Raw genomic sequence first — 16,287 nt, 5'->3', positions numbered from 1 at the left:
TAATCATTGCCAGATTAGTACAGTTGCGCCCCAAGTCAAGCCACCGCCAAAACCAACTAAAACGATACAGTCGCCTGACTTAATTCGATCTTCTTCGACAGCTTCTGCCAATGCAATTGGTATCGACGCTGCGGACACATTTCCATATTTATGAAGGTTAATTACACATTTATCTTCAGATAAGTCCAAACGATTGAGTGCTGATTGAATAATCCGAATGTTAGCTTGATGTGGTACCAGAAGGTCAATATCCTGTTTGGTTAAGCCTGCTTTACGCAAAGCTTCCTCTGCAGCATTTCCCATGATTCTCACAGCAAATTTATAAACTTCGGCTCCAGCCATATAGATATAATGACTCTTGTTCTCGATACTAACCAAACTAGAAGGATTACGTGATCCACCAGCACTAACTTTCAGCAATTCTCCACCCGTACCATCGGCACCTAGCTCAAAGGAGCGAAAGCCATTTCCTTCGGCTACTGCACCAAGAACAACCGCGCCTGCCCCATCACCAAACAAAATACAGGTATTGCGATCCGTGTAATCTGTAATTTTGGAAAGACATTCCGCACCAACAACTAATGCATATTTATAAGTACCCATTGCTATGAAATTTGAAGCGTTGGCTAAGCCATAAATAAAGCCTGAGCAAGCGGCTGATAAATCGAATGCAGCTGCATTCTTGGCACCTAAGCGACCTTGCAGTACACATGCTGTTGAAGGAAAAGACATATCGGGTGTAACCGTAGCAACAATTATGAGTCCTATTTCTTCTGCAGTAATACCTGCATTGCGTAAGGCAATTTCAGCTGCATGAAAAGCCAAATCGGAGGAAGCTTGGTCTTCGCTAGCAATTCTGCGCTCTTTCATTCCAGTTCGGGTAACAATCCATTCATCATTGGTGTCAACCATTTTCTCTAAATCCTGATTCGTGAGAATACGATCAGGAACATACTTGCCTGTTCCAAGAATGCCAACAGGGATTAAATTCATTGTACTCCACTCACTTCCCGTTGCTAATTTCAGTTGATATCGCTTGAACCAAATTATTCTTCAATGCATGTCTAGCAAGTCGAACGCTGCTTCTAACTGCAGTAGCATTAGAAGCACCGTGACACTTAATGACCAATCCATCTACTCCGAGCATCCCTGCTCCGCCATATTCACTTGAATCCGCTTTGCGTTTCAATCTGCGCAAGCCTGGCTTTAGAATCAAGCCTGCCATCTTGGCAAGAAAGGAACTTGTCATCTCTGTACGAAGCTCTGCAAAAATAACGGATATAGCACCTTCCAGCGACTTCAACATAATATTTCCGACGAATCCGTCACATACTAGAATATCACATTTACCATTCAGTACATCGAGTGCTTCTACATTACCAATAAAATTGATGGGTGCCTCCGATAGTAAAGGAAAAGCAGCTCTCACTAATTCATTACCTTTTATCGTCTCCACACCTACATTAAGTAATCCAACACGCGGATTAGCAATACCATCCACGGTTTTACGATAAACGCTGCCCATTATGGCATATTGCAGCAGGTTCTCCGCGCTTGCATCCATATTGGCTCCTAAATCTAAGCAAAGCACTCCATGACCAGTCCCCTGTATAGTAGGAATCATTGGTGCAAAAGCTGGACGTTCTATACCTGCAATGCGACCGACAATCAGTAAGCCTGTTGCCATTAACGCGCCTGAGTTCCCTGCGGATATCATCGCATCGGCTTGCTTCTCTTTGACCAGTCTGCCTGCTACAACCATAGAAGCATTCTTCTTGCGTCTTACTGCCTTGACTGGTTCGTCCTCAGCTTCTATGACATCATCCGTATGGTGAATCGTAATATTCGCAGGTTTCACTGGCATAAAGGCTTCAATCTGTACCTTATCGCCTACTAAAATAATCTCAATATCCTGCCATTCCTTAGCAGCCATTACGGCTCCTTCTACAATAGCCTTTGGAGCAAAATCGCCGCCCATCGCATCAATCGCTATCCGCATGGTTGTATCCCCCTTCGCTGCGTATTTCTTTTTTGGAATGATAGATTACGAAGTTTCCTTGAAACACTAATTCGTCGTTCACATATGTAAAAACCTCAACCTTTGCTTTCCCTTTAGAGATGGATTGAACAAAGGCTTTAGCCACGCATTTTTCAGCTAATTTAATCGACCGAATGAAGCGGATATCCGCAGAAGCGGTAAGAGCAACCTCGTCATTAATCACAGCAACAGCTAGTGAATTGGCCTGAGAGAAAATATGGTGCCCTCGAGCTATCTTAGTACGGGAAAAAACATGCTCCGGCCGAATCTCAAAAATAGATATACCACTCTTATCCAGCTGCAAATCTATCACATCGCCGATTACTTCATGCAAAGGTAAAGAACGCACTTGATCATAGGATTTCTCAGCCATGAGCTTGATGCGCTCTCTCAGCTCGGGAATGCCCATTTCCAAGCGATCCAAACGTATTGTTTGAATACTGACCTGCAGCCGTTTCATCAGCTCGTCATCCGTTATAAAAGGGTTATCCTCGATCACTTTGGTTAACTGCTGCTGCCGCTGACGTTTAGGTAGACGTTCGATGGCAGACACCACCTTTCCAGTTTAGGATCGTATCTTATTACCAGGTCCTAAAAAACAGTATATATAATTCTAAGCAAAATGTGAAGGAAATATCACAAAAAAATAGCACCCCACCTAAATGAAGTACTACCATTGGAACTATTGTTTGATAATTTCTCTACCTTTGTACGATCCACACACTTTACATACACGATGAGCTAACTTCAATTCGCCGCATTGATCACACTTAACCATGCCCGGCACAACTAACTTAAAGTGAGTACGACGCTTGTCGCGACGAGTCTTCGATGTTCTTCTTTGAGGTACTGCCACATTCCCCACCCCCTTAACAAATTCAATTACAACTTCAATTCAAACGTTGGTTACTCTTTGAAGAAGTCAGCTAACCCGGCTAAACGCGGATCCAGCTTATCCTGTTTACAATCACAGGACGTTTCATTGCGGTTCTGACCGCACTCGGGACAGAGTCCTTTGCACGTAGTACTACACAATGGGATGTACGGGAGAGCAAGCGATACAGTCTCTTCCACATAGGGGTTCAACTCTATTTTATCTTCCGAAACCAAATGTGTATTGTCTGATTCATCCAAAGGCATTAGCTCAGACTTCTGAGTGAATACTTCATGAAACGGGATGAATAGCGTCTGCTCGGTTGTATTAAGACAACGTGAACAGATTAACTCGACAGGCAATGTGAATTGCCCTTTTACTTCAGTCATCCCATAAGCTGACTGAGCGTCCACTTCCATAGAAAGCGTACCATGACCAACTAATCCTTCACGCCCTTGCAATAGTTCGGTTACATCATGCTTTTCCGAATAATGCACGGGTTTGGCCTTTGAAGCTAAATCTCGAATACTGATCAACATCATTATCACTCCAAACAAACAAGGTTTATTATAGCTATATTTAGTAGTGTTTGTCAATAAAAGATCTACATATCTTCAATCAAGAGACTTTTTTCGGTAAATCCTTGAGAAATTTTAGCGCATCATCTAGGGTTGCAATCGAAATTAGCTTCATGTGGGCATGAATTTTGTCGGCTTTTGCTTGGGCATCCTTCATATTCGGTGCTGGTGCTAAGAAGTAGTCTACCCCTTCTCGTTCGGCCGCAACAATTTTATGTTCAATCCCGCCAATAGCACCAATGTCATCTAAATTTGCTTGTTCACCGATTGTCCCAGTGCCTGCAATACGATAGCCCTTGGTAATATCTCCATCAACCAATTGATTATAAATTTCCAATGAGAACATCATTCCCGCTGATGGACCGCCAATTTCTCCGGCCTTCACAGTAACCTGCTTATTCTTATCATCTGCTTGAATCGATTGCACATTAACAGCCGTAACACCTAAGCCTGGGTGCGCCTTAGAGTCTTTAATTCTAGGATCTGCTGGCAATAATACAAGCGTTAATTTCACATCTTTTTCGATATTATCTCGCGTCAACTTAAGAGTTACTGTATCTCCGACTTTTTTATCTTTTAAATAGTCCACTAAGTTTTGGGAATCGGCTATCTTCGTATCATCTACCTGTCTTAGTACGTCCCCAGGCACTAAAGCTTCGCTTGCTGGCGTACCTTGACTTGTGTTTAAGACTAGCACCCGATCGACTTGAATGTGAAAAGCTATTCCTGCTTGTTTATAAGCAGCTATAATTGCACTACTTTGTGAAGATTGCATGACAAATGTCTGCCGTTCATTATATTCACTATCCGTTTCAGTAGTGGGACGAACTAATTTTTTCTCAACAAGCTGCTCATTTGAGTTTACTTTGCTCGATAAATAGCTTAGTACATTAGCCTCTCGGACACTGACAGTGGTGAGCATAAATGTGCCTTTTTCGGGAAAGCCGCCTTGTTTGACTTCGACCATAGGCCGAATTTGCTCCGCACTGCCTGGTGCAAAAATATAATAAGGCAATTTAATAAAAATCAGTCCGTAAATAATCAACACCGCCAGAATAAATGGAACTACAAATGTCAGCGTTGATTTAGGCTGCAAGGGTTTAAGCGGACGATTGCCTGTCGTTATGTAGGGCTCACGAATAGTTGGATCTTTCTCTTCTGTCATAGGGTACCTCCTGCTTGGTCTAATTCCATATTATACTGCGTAGTTTTACTATATGGATAGTGGACAACATCTATACGGTTAACGGGCAGCATGTTGCCTGTCAGCCATTATCCCTAACCATTATATGGAAGGAGGCTTGTTTCATGCATCGCATTCAAATGGGCTCACAAAGCCGATTAACCAGCTTGCTGCTTGCATCTATGGCTGGTCTTCTTGTTGTCTGTATTATTATCTATCCAAACTCGGTTTTTCAGTCCTCTTTAAGCGGAATGTCCTTGTGGTGGGAATATGTGTTTCCTGCGTTATTGCCTTTTCTGATTCTTACCGAAATTATGCTGGGTTCTGGAGCTCTTCATGCCATAGGCACATTGCTTGATCCCTTCATGCGCTTTTTCTTTCGCACTTCCGGAAATGGTGGTTGGGCCTTGGCGATGGGCTTGTTCGCAGGTTATCCCGCCGGTGCAAGCACTACAGCTAAATTGCACGAACGCCAAGCGCTGCTCCCCCAAGAAGCCGAACGCGTGCTAATCGTTAGCCACTTATGTAATCCCGCTGTAATGATCACGGTTATTGGCGTTGGCTTTTTTCATCAAGCCACACTTGGCATGTTTATCGCAATTGTTCACTATGCTTCTGCACTGCTTATGGGACTGACGCTGCGACGCTCTGGGAATGAAAATCTGTTAGTCGCTACCCCCGCTAATTTAGAGCCTATTTGGACAAGAGCCATGCAAAGTGCTAAAGCAGCCCAACAAGAAGACGGCCGGAAATTCGGCAAGCTCCTCGGTGATGGCGTTTCTCATTCTATTCAAACCTTGATGTTAATCGGTGGTTGGATGATGTTCTTCTCTGTGCTGCAGCAGGTCATCCTTCACTTGTTGCAGCCATGGATTACCAATGAAGGATTCGTCGCACAACTAGTCGTCTGCCTCCTAGAGCCTCATCTTGGCGCTTACACCATAGCCCAAAGCAGCTCAGCCTCACTCGTGATCAAGGTAGCTATAGTTGGGGCCGTGCTCGGCTGGAGCGGACTCTCCATGCATGCTCAGGTGAAAAGCTTGCTGAAATCCACAGAGATGCGTTATCTGGCTTTCCTTAAAGCACGGCTGCTGCATGCTGCACTAGCATTTGGGCTGACTTTGCTGGCATGGAAACCACTGAACAACTTGTTGGATCGTTTACAGCCGAACGCATTACCTACTTATATAGAAGGAACTTTTAATTCACCGCATTTAAGCATCGGTAATTGGATCCCTAGCTTGTGGAATTTGGCAGGAGATAGAACCCTGATTTTCCTTACGCTGCTCTCCATTATGTTATTTTGTTGCATGGGCATTTCATGGAGCATCCATAAAGTTCAGCTTCTTAAGCTTAAAAAATAATATATTATTTTCGGCTATACTTTGCGCGTAAAGCTACCTCTACCTCAGGCGGCACTAAATCGCCAATCGGTCCATCAAACTGGGCAATTTGCTTGACAATACTGGAGCTTAGATAAGAATATTGCGTGCTAGACATCATGAAAAACGTTTCAATTTGATCGCTTAATTTGCGATTCAATGACGCCATCTGCAGCTCATATTCAAAATCCGATACCGCTCGCAAGCCTTTTATAATCACGTGAGCTTTCTTTTCATTCATATAATTGATCAGTAAATCATCAAAGCTGTCCACTTCGACATTAGGTAAATCCTTCGTTACTTCCTCCAGCATCCGTTTACGCTCTTCAATGCTGAATAATGGACTTTTGCTGGCATTTTTTAATACAGCTATAATTACCTTATCATAGACCACGGCAGCTCTATGTATGATGTCCAAATGCCCGTTCGTTACAGGATCAAAGCTACCTGGGCAGACGGCAATTGTAAATTTATGAGTGTTCGGTCCCATCGAGCTTACCTCCTATGCTGATATTATCGAAAAAACGGTAAATCGTAATCGCGGTTTCGCCATATGTCGTGCGCTTTCGCACCTGCAGTTGACCAATTTCATCGGCATAGGCATGTTTCGATTCATGTTCGACCAGAACCACGGCTTGATCATGAAGCATCCCCATCTGCTGCATTTCTAGCAGAATTTCATCAGCATTCTTCATTTTGTATGGCGGATCAAGAAAAATCAGATCAAACTTCAGCCCTCTTCTTCCCAGAACCTTTAAAGCCCGCTGCGCTTCATTTCGGTAGACCTCTGCTTGTTCCTTAAAGCCAAGTGCGCTCAGATTGTCTTCTACCACTTGAATGCTGGTTTTCTCCATATCAACGAAAATGACTCGATCCACTCCACGGCTTAGCGCTTCAATTCCCAAACCACCTGTCCCAGCGAACAAATCCAAACCCAAACCGCCGTCAAAATAAGGCCCGATCATACTAAAAATCGCTTCCTTTACTTTGTCGGTAGTCGGGCGTGTCCCTGTGCCTGGAACAGCTTTTAATAGTCTTCCTTTGGCCGTTCCTGCAATCACTCTCACCTTATGTCACCCTGCATGTCCAATTTATTGCTATCGTATCATATTCCAAGGTAAATTCACAAAAATTCAAAGTAATTTTACAAAATATCTGAACAAATTCAGAAAAAATTTGCAGGTTATGTATATTTTTCTGGAGTTGGGTAATCCTTATCTTATCGACATCAACCATGTCGTAGACAACCGCGGAGAGAGCTTACGTTTCCCCATAAGCTTTCATCCGGTTTCTCCTCTCCCATGTAGGGTCTCTGCAAAGAGGCCCGAATATAAATTGAAATAGGATGTCTTGTGAACCCTTTTATATAGAGGGTTTATTTTGTTTTTGGGGTTATTAATAGTTGTAGAATATACCCAGTTCTGTTAAGCTGATTTTTGACAAAGCTAGCAGCAAATACTTCAGCCGATGAAGAACGAATGGTAAAAATCATATGATACTAATAGTAGCACTACTTTTCTCTCTTCTTTTTACCTATCCAGTAAAGCGATTTGTTAAGTTTCTTTTTAGAAGAATGGGATTTAGCCAAAAACACTTATTTAATAGCACTTTCATAATTTCTGCAGTATTATGTTTGAGTTATTTTTGGATTATATCTAATACAACAATACCTGATAGGATTACCATTTCAATAACATCTTTGCTTACTCTTGGGTACTGGCTTGGCCTGGATTATCTTGCTCTAAACGACAAGTCGACATTTATTCGATTTCTTAACCACATAGCGTTTCGCATCGTATTTGGAATCTTTGTATTCTTATTAGTTTTTTTGTTAACCATTAATATGTTTAATGATAGTTTATATATTTCACCGTTGATCACATCAATAATCTATGTGTTAGTTGTTTACAATAAATTTGGTTCAAATAAAAAGAAACTTGCACCAGGAGAAAATCACATTAGCCCAGAAGGAAGACAATTATAGTTATTTAGAGCCCTTCGGGGGCTTTTTTTATTCCCCTCCAAACTCACCTCACTCCTCCTCTTCCTTGAGCTCAGCTTTAATGTCTTAATGGTATCCATTCACATTCATCCTGTTCGGCATATCGATTGTCTAGGATGTCTTAACCATCTTTATCATTGTATCTAAATTGAAAACCGTCACTAGCTGCCGAGAAGCCTTCTTTTAGAAGCGCTTTTAAGCAGCGTAGATGTTGATCCCTGCAGATGAAGAAGATAAGCACAGACAAGCAGCCCTATAAAATACTATTAGAGGATCAACTATATTTTCTATGGCTGACTTGTGGGAGAGTTGGACAATCCTGAAGGAAGAAGTGAAAAGTTGCACAATTATTACAACGGATCCGAATGAACTCATGCTTGATATTCAGGACCGGATGCCTGTGATCTTGAGTATAGAGGATGAACGAAAGGGTTGGACAAGAATAAATCAGTTGAGGAATTAAAGACAATGCTACAGTCGATTCCGATGGAGCGCATGATGGCCTATCCGGGGAGTAAAGAAGTGGAGAGTCTTAAAAATCAAGGATATAACTTATACTGGGTGATTAAGTTCAATCCGTTTTAAGTAATATTGTTAGTGGAAAAGATATCACGAATAAACTCCCTCTATTAATCTCACTCTCTACTTTGATAGTACCATTCATAGCCTTGATGATACTAAAAACTACCATCATGCCAAGACCAGTCCCTTTTTCTTTCGTAGAATAATAAGGAATGCCAAGTCTCTGAATCTGTTCATCAGCCATTCCTACGCCATTATCCTTGATTCGAATAAGAACATGCTCTCTATTTGATAGAACAGCAATATCCACTCTTCCATTTGGTGAAGCCTCTATGCAGTTTTTCACCAGATTGATTAGACATTGCCGAAACTGTTGGCTATCTCCAAGGATTGGTTGTGCTGTATCCACAACACACGCCAATGTAACTTGGAGCATATTTGCATAAGGTGTTAATACGCTGGTAACTTGTTGAAGTTCATCGGATATATTGAGAAATGTCATTTTCACAACCTGCGGTTTTGCAAATGTTAAATAATCAGAGATTATATTTATGGCTGTATCTAATTCATTCAATGCAACCTCGGTTAAATTCCACCTCTTTTCTAACGGTAATTCCCTCTCTCTAAAAACCTGTAGCAAACCTCTAACTGTTGTTAATGGATTTCTGATCTCGTGTGAAACGCTGGCTGCTAATTGACTGACAACTATCATTTTTTCGATTTCTTGAAGTTCCTTTTGCATTTTAAAGTGACCGATTAAAAACTCAACAAGATATACTGTCGCAGATATAGCAACGAACACAATTATCCTGTGTAGGATGATGATTTTTGTTTCTTGGTATTGAAACTCTAAAACCCAAATACCCAGCAAAATTATGAGAATCGGGATTATCGCGGTGGATATAATCAGCACTCTAATTAATTTTGAGCGTTTTCCCAAATGGTGCTTTCTTGTCATAGCCACTAGACTGACATATGTGCATAAAGAAATGATAAATCCATAGTAGAACCCTTCGTCTACGATTATGTATCGAGTTATTACCAAAACAACCAAAAGCGCCCCTCCCACTAATGGACCACCATATATAACCCCAATCACAAGAGGTACTTGTCTAAAATCGAGCATAAATTTGTCCTGATAATGAAATGGGAAGGATAAACATAAGATAATTGAGAAGGTCAAAAAAAAGAATAAAACGATTTTGGAAGGATAGCTGCTTCGTTTTCCGTATTTTATCCAAACTAGAAAATACACAATCGAAGGAGCGCATATGAACATAAAGTTAATAATGATACTTTCTAACATTAGCGACAATATGTTCTCCCCTAATAAAGCATTATTTACACTATATTTATTATCACAAGCAAGCAATTCGACAAAAGATAGCAATTTCCTCCATAAACAGAAAAACAGCCCTTCACCAGTAAAAATGTGAGGGGTCTTTGGATCCATCTTTGGTTTTACCTCCTCCACAATAAATGTAACGCCAAGATAATTACAAGCACCTCGCGCGATCTCTATTGCGCATTCGCTCCGATAAGCATCGGTTAATAAAAGCTTTGCCTCAGCTAGATTATCCATAAACCCACACTCGACTAGTACGGCTGCCATCTTCGTTTCCCTAAGAACATGAAAGTCAGCTGATTGCACACGCCTATCTGCCAAAGTTGTTCCTTGGATTAAGAAGCTGTGAATGATGTCTGCAGCTTTCTTACTCTCTGGGTGTGTTGGGTAGGAATGTATCCACTTCATGTGCGCTGCCCCAGATTCCAGTGTTAGCATTAGCATGGATGGATATATAAAAGTCTGCTTTCGCTTTATTGGCCAGATCAGTTCGAGTTTTTAACGGAGCATCGTTTTCTCTAGGTGTAGTCACTAATGTTTTAAATCCACATCGCTGCAGATGTTTTTCTAGCTTGTCGGCTACTGCTCTATTGAAAGTATTTTCGTGCATAAACGTTCCATCCGGAAAGAGCGGCGTACGTTTACCAGGAGTATCGGGTCCATGTCCTGGACAGATCGCGACTAGTTTACTCATTTTTTATTACCTTTCTCTCTGGGAGGATAGACCGCTAAGTTTTGAATCTTACCTGCTGTATCCATACCAACAATCCATTTAAAAAACATAAAAAGTAAACACACCAGTCCGATCCATCCGCACCTGTAGCTAATTGAGAGAGTAATATGATAAATGCCACAAAGGCAGCATATAAATCAGTAGGTAGCCATGTAGCTATTCTATCAACAATTGATTTTGTTATGTGCACTAATAGAAACGTGGCTAAAGAAGCGTAAGCGTAAAACAGCCCCCACCTTGCACAAGTACAAAGGACGGGGACTAAGTGGTTTTCTTATTGAATACACGACAGGTCAGAGGCAAAGTCTGTGACCAGGGCAATAGCATATCTAAAGATTTCGTGTCTTTTGGGTCTTCTAAATTGGGGAGTTTCTCAAATAGATAAGTCAGGTAGATCATTGGATTTAATCCATTTTCTTTAGCCGTTTCGATCATACTATAGATCATGGCACTTGCCTTTGCACCGCGAGGCGTATTGCTGAACATCCAGTTTTTTCGACCGATGACAAAGGGCTTAATCGAGCGTTCGCTTCGGTTGTTATCGATCTCTAAGCGACCGTCTTTCATGAAAGCCTCGAGCTTCTCCCATTGGTTTTGGCAATAAATAATTGCCTCCCCGAGTTTACTCTTGGGTAAAACGCGAGATCGCTGTGTACGAAGCCATGCTGAAAAAGCATCCAGAATCTGGCGACTACGCGCCATTCGAATGGTTGTACGCTCTTCAGGTTTAAAATCCTTAATCTCTCGCTCAATAGCGAAGAGACGGTTGCAGAAATCTAAACCTTCACTGGCAGTTACAGGAGTGGATCGTTTAGGATCCGGTAATGCCTGCAGGGCCTCATCAAATTTGCGACGGGCGTGAGCCCAGCAACCGACTAAGGTCACATTCATTATCTTGTGGTATCCCGAGTAACCGTCAACATGCAGGTAACCTTTGAAACCCGTTAAAAACTTGCGCGGGTGTTCCCCTGCTCGTGTTGGCTGGTACTCATAGATAATGATAGGCGGACCTTCGCGCCCGGTACGATAAAGCCAAAGATAAGACTGGCTCTCTGCAGATCGACCTGGTTCTCGCAGCACCTGCAAGGTCGTCTCATCTGCATGTAGAATGTCCTTTTGAAGCAGATGCTCGTGCATGCGTTCAACCAGCAATCGCAACCAAGTATCTGCACCATGGATCATCCAATTGGCTAACGTCTGACGGGACAAGGCTACGCCAAGTCGTGCAAACTGCTGCTCCTGACGGTAAAGGGGCATGCTTTCTACATATTTTTGGCTCATGATGTAAGCCATCATCGAGGAAGAGACTAGGCTTCCCGGATAAACCGGACGTGGCATCGGTGCTGTAACCACAGGTGTCGTGGTCGCCTCGACCTCACAGCGACGGCAAGCATAAACGAAACGCACATGCTTCACGAGCTTAATTTCAGCAGGAATAAGCTTCAGTTCTTGGCGCGTTTCAGTGCTCATTTCATGCAAGTTTCCACCGCAGCATGAACAAGTTTGTTCTTCTTCGGACAAGCGGTACTCGATCGTCTCTACAGGTAAATTCTCAACCATGGCCTCTCGTTGTCCGCTTTGTTTCTTGCGGCTGTAGGTAACGGATTCCAACGTTGGTTCTTCTGCAGCGGGATTGGCATCCGACTCGGCTTCGTTAAAGAGATCCAATTGATCCGGATGCGTTCGTTCACTTGATGCACCGAATTGTTTCTTCTGGCTGAGACGGAATTGCTCCTCGAACCAAGCCAGCTTCGCAGACAGTTCGGCGTTTTGTTTGGCCAGTTTTATATTTTGTTGTTGTAACTCTTCTATTGTAGGGTGGGACGTATCCGTTGTGGTTTCCATATCTAACTTTTTCGACCTAGCTCACCGTTTTCCTTTCAACAATTTTGTCAAAATCTCGAACTTCCTGTTCCTTGAAGTTAGATCACGGTGCGTTCGGTAACGGAAGGATGCGCTTGCTGTTGCTCAAGTGAAAGTCCATCCAAAAGCCAGCGCAATTCACGGTAACCGACGACTAAAGGAGTTGTATTCGAAGAAGGCCAACGAAATGTACCGCGTTCCAGCCGACGGTAATAGAGCCAAAAGCCATTGTGATCCCAATGCAAAATTTTGAGTTTGTCTCGATTGCGATTACAGAATACGAAGAGGCTGGATGAGAAGGGATCCAACTCAAAGCCTTCTTTAACCAGCACGGTGAGTCCATCAATCGATTTGCGCAGATCTGTATTGCCGCAAGCGAGGTAAACACGTTCGATGCTCGAAGCATTTAGCATGAAGTTAATGTGCGTACAAGGTCACGAAGTAGATTGGCGTTAAAGTCTGCTGGAACCTCAATACTTGCAGAGCCAACTCGAACAACGAGGTTGCCCGTTATATCTACTTTTTGTTTGTTGCTAGCGAGAGTAACCGGCAGCCATTGCGTGGAAGAAGATGAGGAGCTTGGACGTACGGAAATATTCATTTTCTTGAGCCAGTACTTCAATTGATGCATACTTTGCGTATGCGTTTTGCACCATGCTGACATTGTAAGTCCACTGGATTTAAAGTCTGCTATTCTTGTTATCCAATCCTGAGTTCGTTGATTGCTATCCATAAGAGAACCTCCTTCATTAAATCTGAGGAAGATTATCTCATAGAAAAATTCATATTTTTAGGTGGGGAGTATTTTACGCTTACTTTTATACTTCATTCATATGAATTCAAATGTTGCTTAAATATATGATATCTATCTGGTCCCTCCATTGCGTACCCTCTAATAATAACCATACATTATGTTTTATAAAACATGTCATTCTATAGATGTTTGACTTCCCACACTGTCCTTATTTCGTTCTTGGTTCCAAAACAGGTACCAAACTAGCCGCTATAACCCCCATAACTTCTTTTACCATCGTTTCCACCGTGCGACCTTGAGTATTGCGGCTCCACTGCAATGCCGACCCGAATATGCCCCAACTTATGACAAGAGCTGTAGCTTCCAATCTCTCTTGCGAAACGCTGGTAACGGCCTCTTCTCTTAACCATTTGAGCAGAAGCTGATGAACTTCTTTTTGCATTGCGATTTCAAACATGGGTTCAATCTGCTTATCTCCTGGAGCTATATACTTTCTAAATCCTTTTAGAAACTCGAATACGGTTTGGATGAGTGTAGGCAAACAGTCGAAAGTAAATAATGATTCCTCGGGTAATCTTTTTTTCAAGATCATCTTGGACTTTTCCAACATCCAGTTCTCAAGAAAAGCAAATTTATCTTCGAAATGAGCATAAAAGGTAGCACGATTAACTGTCGCTCTAGTCGTAATATCTATCACAGAAATAGAGTAGATATTCTTCTTTTGATCGAGCAGTTCCGTAAAGGCTTGCATTAATAATTGACGTGTTCGTTTTACTCGAGGATCGTTAGCGTTCACAGGCATACTTTATCTCCCTTATTCATGAACTTAAAACCAACAAAATGACATAAATGTTGCTAACGCAACGAAAACAGCTTTCTGCTGGTTGTTCAAAATACTCAATCTTCTTATACTTTATCTATACAGTGTATTTTACACAACAATGTTTGCCTAAACAACACTGTATTGTTATCGACTGTTTGATGGACCAATTCGTGTAGGTAAGGAAGGGATGATTGTTGTTATGATTATTGTTACAGGAGCTAATGGAAAATTGGGTAGGGCGGTGGTAGAGCAGCTGCTTAAGCGTGTTCCGGCCGAGCAGATTGCTGTGAGCGTCCGCGACCAGAATAAGGCACAGGATCTTAAGGATCTTGGAGTTCGTGTCCGTCCGGGCGATTTCGACGATGCCGCTAGTCTTCTCCACGCCTTTGAAGGAGCGAGCCAGGTTCTCATCGTATCATCCGGCATCTTGGGAGAGGCTGGTATTCGTCAACATCAAACAGCGATTGACACTGCAAAGAAGGCAGGTGCTGGTCGGGTGCTATACACAAGTCATATGGGTTCTTCCCCGTCGTCGCACTTCCCTCCTATGCTCAACCATGCTGCAACAGAAGAATTGCTGAAAGCTTCAGGTATTGCCTACACGGCGATACGTAACGGCTTTTACGCCGCATCAGCGGTTATGTTGATCGGAAGAGCGATCAAAACAGGGGAATTGATCGCTCCTGAGGACGGTCCGGTCGCCTGGACATCTCACTCCGATTTGGCCGAAGCCACAGCGGCTATCATAGCGGCTATCATAAGCGAGCAAAAATTCGACAGCCTGACTCCTAATCTTACAGCCTCTGAGGCAATTGATATGGACGGCATTACGGCAATTGCCTCGGAGATCATCGGTAAACCAATACGTCGAATTGTCGTGTCGGACGAAGAATATCGGGACCATTTAAAATCTCAAGGTCTTCCTGAGGATAGGGCTAAAATGCTCATGGGTATGTTTATTGCGAGCCGAAATGGAGATTTCGCGCAAGCGAGTTCCGCTCTAGCTACTCTAATCGGTCGAACACCAATGAGTATTAGTGAGGTCTTGAAAGAGTCCCTTTCTCATCAACTCGGTTGAAGTCTAAACCTTGAAAGTTTTGATGTCTTGTTTTCGTAAACTTATAAAGTTATTAAATGTAATATAAATGTAATCTTGCGTTCATCTTACGTTAATAGTTTAGGCGCATAATTAAAGAATACCCACTATATTATAGAATGGGTATATACCAATCATACATAAAAGGAGGAGGTAACAATATGAGCGAAGAAGAAGTAGTTCAAGCAATTGAAGAAGAATCGTCAGAAGAATCAGCTGAAGAAGTTGAAAGCGAGGAAGCATAATAGTCAATGTACAAATAATTAATTCATAATAAAATCGAATTCTAGTATAACACTATTAAATATATCCTCCCCCTCAATATTATTTGAGGGGGTTTATTGCGTTTATATCAGTGTCAAATTTAACAATCAAAAGGGTGGGGGAATTTGAAAGAGTTCTTACAGTGCACTCCAGCTACAATTCCATTACCTTACTGCTTTACTCATAATTTTTGCTCCATTCTTTAAAGGACGAGTAACTATCCCTATCATACAACTGTCTTACCTAATACTAACTATTAGGAGTGATCTCATGACAATTGGTTTCAAATTAAAGACAGATGCAGACTTTTACAACGCTCTTTTATTTAAATGTTTAATTTCTATTACTCAAAATGGCGAAGAAGTGGGAAGTGGGTATTTGCTATCACAAAACGAATATGCCATAGAGACCAATGACTCTTTCTATTTCAAGAATGCATGCGAATTTACGGTTATGTCAATGTTCATTGAGGGAGTGCACTGAATAAGCTGCGTTTACCTCTGACGGATCGGAATTTACTTGCTTATAATAGGCATATCAATTTGTGTTAAATGATAGCCATCCTGATCATGAGTTATCACCTTCAAAAGAGTGCTATTTGGATCTATAATCCATACAGTATCTTTATCTATTTGGACTGTGGTAGTTTGAACTGGGTATGCTGGTGCTGGGATACCTTGAAGTGATAAAACATTATTATTAGGTGGCACTTTTAAGTTGGTTACTACCCACACCGTTAATAACGTAACCCATAACATAATAATTAGTGCAAATTTATTATTAGTAGTCATATTAATCATTCCTTCCATTTTTTCATTTATGTTACATCA

At 42.0% G+C, this 16,287-nt stretch carries 19 protein-coding genes; 4 read left to right on the top strand and 15 right to left on the bottom strand.

From position 1 onward, the window contains the following. Positions 1-3 precede the first annotated feature (3 nt). The 6 genes from EHS13_RS15605 to EHS13_RS15580 all read right to left on the bottom strand — a co-directional run bounded on the left by EHS13_RS15605 (position 4) and on the right by EHS13_RS15580 (position 4,655). Positions 4-993: a beta-ketoacyl-ACP synthase III gene (locus EHS13_RS15605; RefSeq protein ID WP_155701226.1), complete on the bottom strand. Its 990-nt coding sequence runs from the start codon at positions 991-993 to the stop codon at positions 4-6. Positions 994-1,003: 10 nt separating this feature from the next. Further along, positions 1,004-1,999: a phosphate acyltransferase PlsX gene (gene plsX, locus EHS13_RS15600; RefSeq protein ID WP_155701225.1), complete on the bottom strand. Its 996-nt coding sequence runs from the start codon at positions 1,997-1,999 to the stop codon at positions 1,004-1,006. Then, positions 1,983-2,594, bottom strand: a complete 612-nt coding sequence (fapR, locus tag EHS13_RS15595; protein WP_155701224.1) for a transcription factor FapR — start codon at positions 2,592-2,594, stop codon at positions 1,983-1,985. The genes plsX and fapR overlap by 17 nt, the downstream gene beginning before the upstream one ends. A 126-nt stretch (positions 2,595-2,720) precedes the next feature. Continuing rightward, positions 2,721-2,894, bottom strand: coding sequence for a 50S ribosomal protein L32 (rpmF, locus tag EHS13_RS15590; RefSeq protein WP_155701223.1), 174 nt, complete (start codon positions 2,892-2,894; stop codon positions 2,721-2,723). A 50-nt stretch (positions 2,895-2,944) separates the two neighbouring features. Continuing rightward, entirely contained in the window at positions 2,945-3,454 is a 510-nt protein-coding gene (locus EHS13_RS15585; protein ID WP_227013952.1) for a YceD family protein, read from the bottom strand. A 76-nt stretch (positions 3,455-3,530) separates the two neighbouring features. Then, complete coding sequence (locus tag EHS13_RS15580) at positions 3,531-4,655, bottom strand: YlbL family protein (protein ID WP_155701222.1); 1,125 nt, start codon at positions 4,653-4,655, stop codon at positions 3,531-3,533. 143 nt (positions 4,656-4,798) lie between these two features. Between EHS13_RS15580 and EHS13_RS15575 the strand changes: the two genes are divergently transcribed. Continuing rightward, entirely contained in the window at positions 4,799-6,037 is a 1,239-nt protein-coding gene (locus EHS13_RS15575; protein ID WP_155701221.1) for a nucleoside recognition domain-containing protein, read from the top strand. A 4-nt stretch (positions 6,038-6,041) separates the two neighbouring features. Here the strand turns inward: EHS13_RS15575 and coaD are convergent, their stop codons facing one another. Continuing rightward, complete coding sequence (coaD, locus tag EHS13_RS15570) at positions 6,042-6,545, bottom strand: pantetheine-phosphate adenylyltransferase (RefSeq protein ID WP_155701220.1); 504 nt, start codon at positions 6,543-6,545, stop codon at positions 6,042-6,044. Further along, a complete protein-coding gene (gene rsmD, locus EHS13_RS15565) occupies positions 6,526-7,122 on the bottom strand; it encodes a 16S rRNA (guanine(966)-N(2))-methyltransferase RsmD (protein WP_155701219.1) in 597 nt (198 codons plus the stop codon). The genes coaD and rsmD overlap by 20 nt, the downstream gene beginning before the upstream one ends. Positions 7,123-8,322: 1,200 nt before the next feature. Here rsmD and EHS13_RS37540 point away from each other — a divergent pair. After that, positions 8,323-8,520, top strand: a complete 198-nt coding sequence (locus tag EHS13_RS37540; RefSeq protein ID WP_405083583.1) for an SOS response-associated peptidase family protein — start codon at positions 8,323-8,325, stop codon at positions 8,518-8,520. 108 nt (positions 8,521-8,628) lie between these two features. Here the strand turns inward: EHS13_RS37540 and EHS13_RS37215 are convergent, their stop codons facing one another. The 6 genes from EHS13_RS37215 to EHS13_RS15530 all read right to left on the bottom strand — a co-directional run bounded on the left by EHS13_RS37215 (position 8,629) and on the right by EHS13_RS15530 (position 14,076). Next, positions 8,629-10,332 (bottom strand): ATP-binding protein, encoded by a 1,704-nt coding sequence (locus tag EHS13_RS37215; RefSeq protein WP_162463132.1) that lies wholly within the window; start codon positions 10,330-10,332, stop codon positions 8,629-8,631. Continuing rightward, positions 10,292-10,618 carry an N-acetylmuramoyl-L-alanine amidase gene (locus tag EHS13_RS37210; RefSeq protein ID WP_155701216.1) on the bottom strand — a complete coding sequence of 109 codons (327 nt, stop codon included), beginning with the start codon at positions 10,616-10,618 and terminating at the stop codon, positions 10,292-10,294. The genes EHS13_RS37215 and EHS13_RS37210 overlap by 41 nt, the downstream gene beginning before the upstream one ends. A 300-nt stretch (positions 10,619-10,918) precedes the next feature. Beyond that, positions 10,919-12,502: an IS66 family transposase gene (gene tnpC / locus EHS13_RS15545; RefSeq protein ID WP_155701215.1), complete on the bottom strand. Its 1,584-nt coding sequence runs from the start codon at positions 12,500-12,502 to the stop codon at positions 10,919-10,921. A 77-nt stretch (positions 12,503-12,579) separates the two neighbouring features. Continuing rightward, positions 12,580-12,933 (bottom strand): IS66 family insertion sequence element accessory protein TnpB, encoded by a 354-nt coding sequence (tnpB, locus tag EHS13_RS15540; protein ID WP_155698875.1) that lies wholly within the window; start codon positions 12,931-12,933, stop codon positions 12,580-12,582. Next, positions 12,927-13,253, bottom strand: coding sequence for an IS66 family insertion sequence element accessory protein TnpA (gene tnpA, locus EHS13_RS15535; protein ID WP_155698876.1), 327 nt, complete (start codon positions 13,251-13,253; stop codon positions 12,927-12,929). Before tnpA ends, tnpB begins: the two co-directional genes overlap by 7 nt. A gap of 229 nt (positions 13,254-13,482) precedes the next feature. Continuing rightward, positions 13,483-14,076 (bottom strand): TetR/AcrR family transcriptional regulator, encoded by a 594-nt coding sequence (locus tag EHS13_RS15530; RefSeq protein ID WP_155701214.1) that lies wholly within the window; start codon positions 14,074-14,076, stop codon positions 13,483-13,485. A gap of 208 nt (positions 14,077-14,284) precedes the next feature. Between EHS13_RS15530 and EHS13_RS15525 the strand changes: the two genes are divergently transcribed. After that, the gene (locus EHS13_RS15525; protein WP_319633426.1) at positions 14,285-15,175 is read left to right on the top strand and encodes an SDR family oxidoreductase; all 891 of its coding nucleotides are present in this window, start codon (positions 14,285-14,287) and stop codon (positions 15,173-15,175) included. A gap of 137 nt (positions 15,176-15,312) precedes the next feature. Beyond that, on the top strand, positions 15,313-15,438 hold the full coding sequence (locus tag EHS13_RS37205) for a hypothetical protein (RefSeq protein WP_264373588.1): 126 nt from the start codon (positions 15,313-15,315) through the stop codon (positions 15,436-15,438). Between the two features lie 534 nt (positions 15,439-15,972). Here the strand turns inward: EHS13_RS37205 and EHS13_RS15520 are convergent. Continuing rightward, positions 15,973-16,248: a hypothetical protein gene (locus EHS13_RS15520; protein WP_155701212.1), complete on the bottom strand. Its 276-nt coding sequence runs from the start codon at positions 16,246-16,248 to the stop codon at positions 15,973-15,975. Positions 16,249-16,287 lie beyond the last annotated feature (39 nt).

The organism is Paenibacillus psychroresistens (assembly GCF_009728935.1).
GTDB classification, from domain to species: Bacteria; Bacillota; Bacilli; order Paenibacillales; family NBRC-103111; genus Paenibacillus_AC; species Paenibacillus_AC psychroresistens.
Note: the sequence above shows the minus strand (reverse complement) of the source record. Positions and strands in the feature narration are given on the sequence as shown.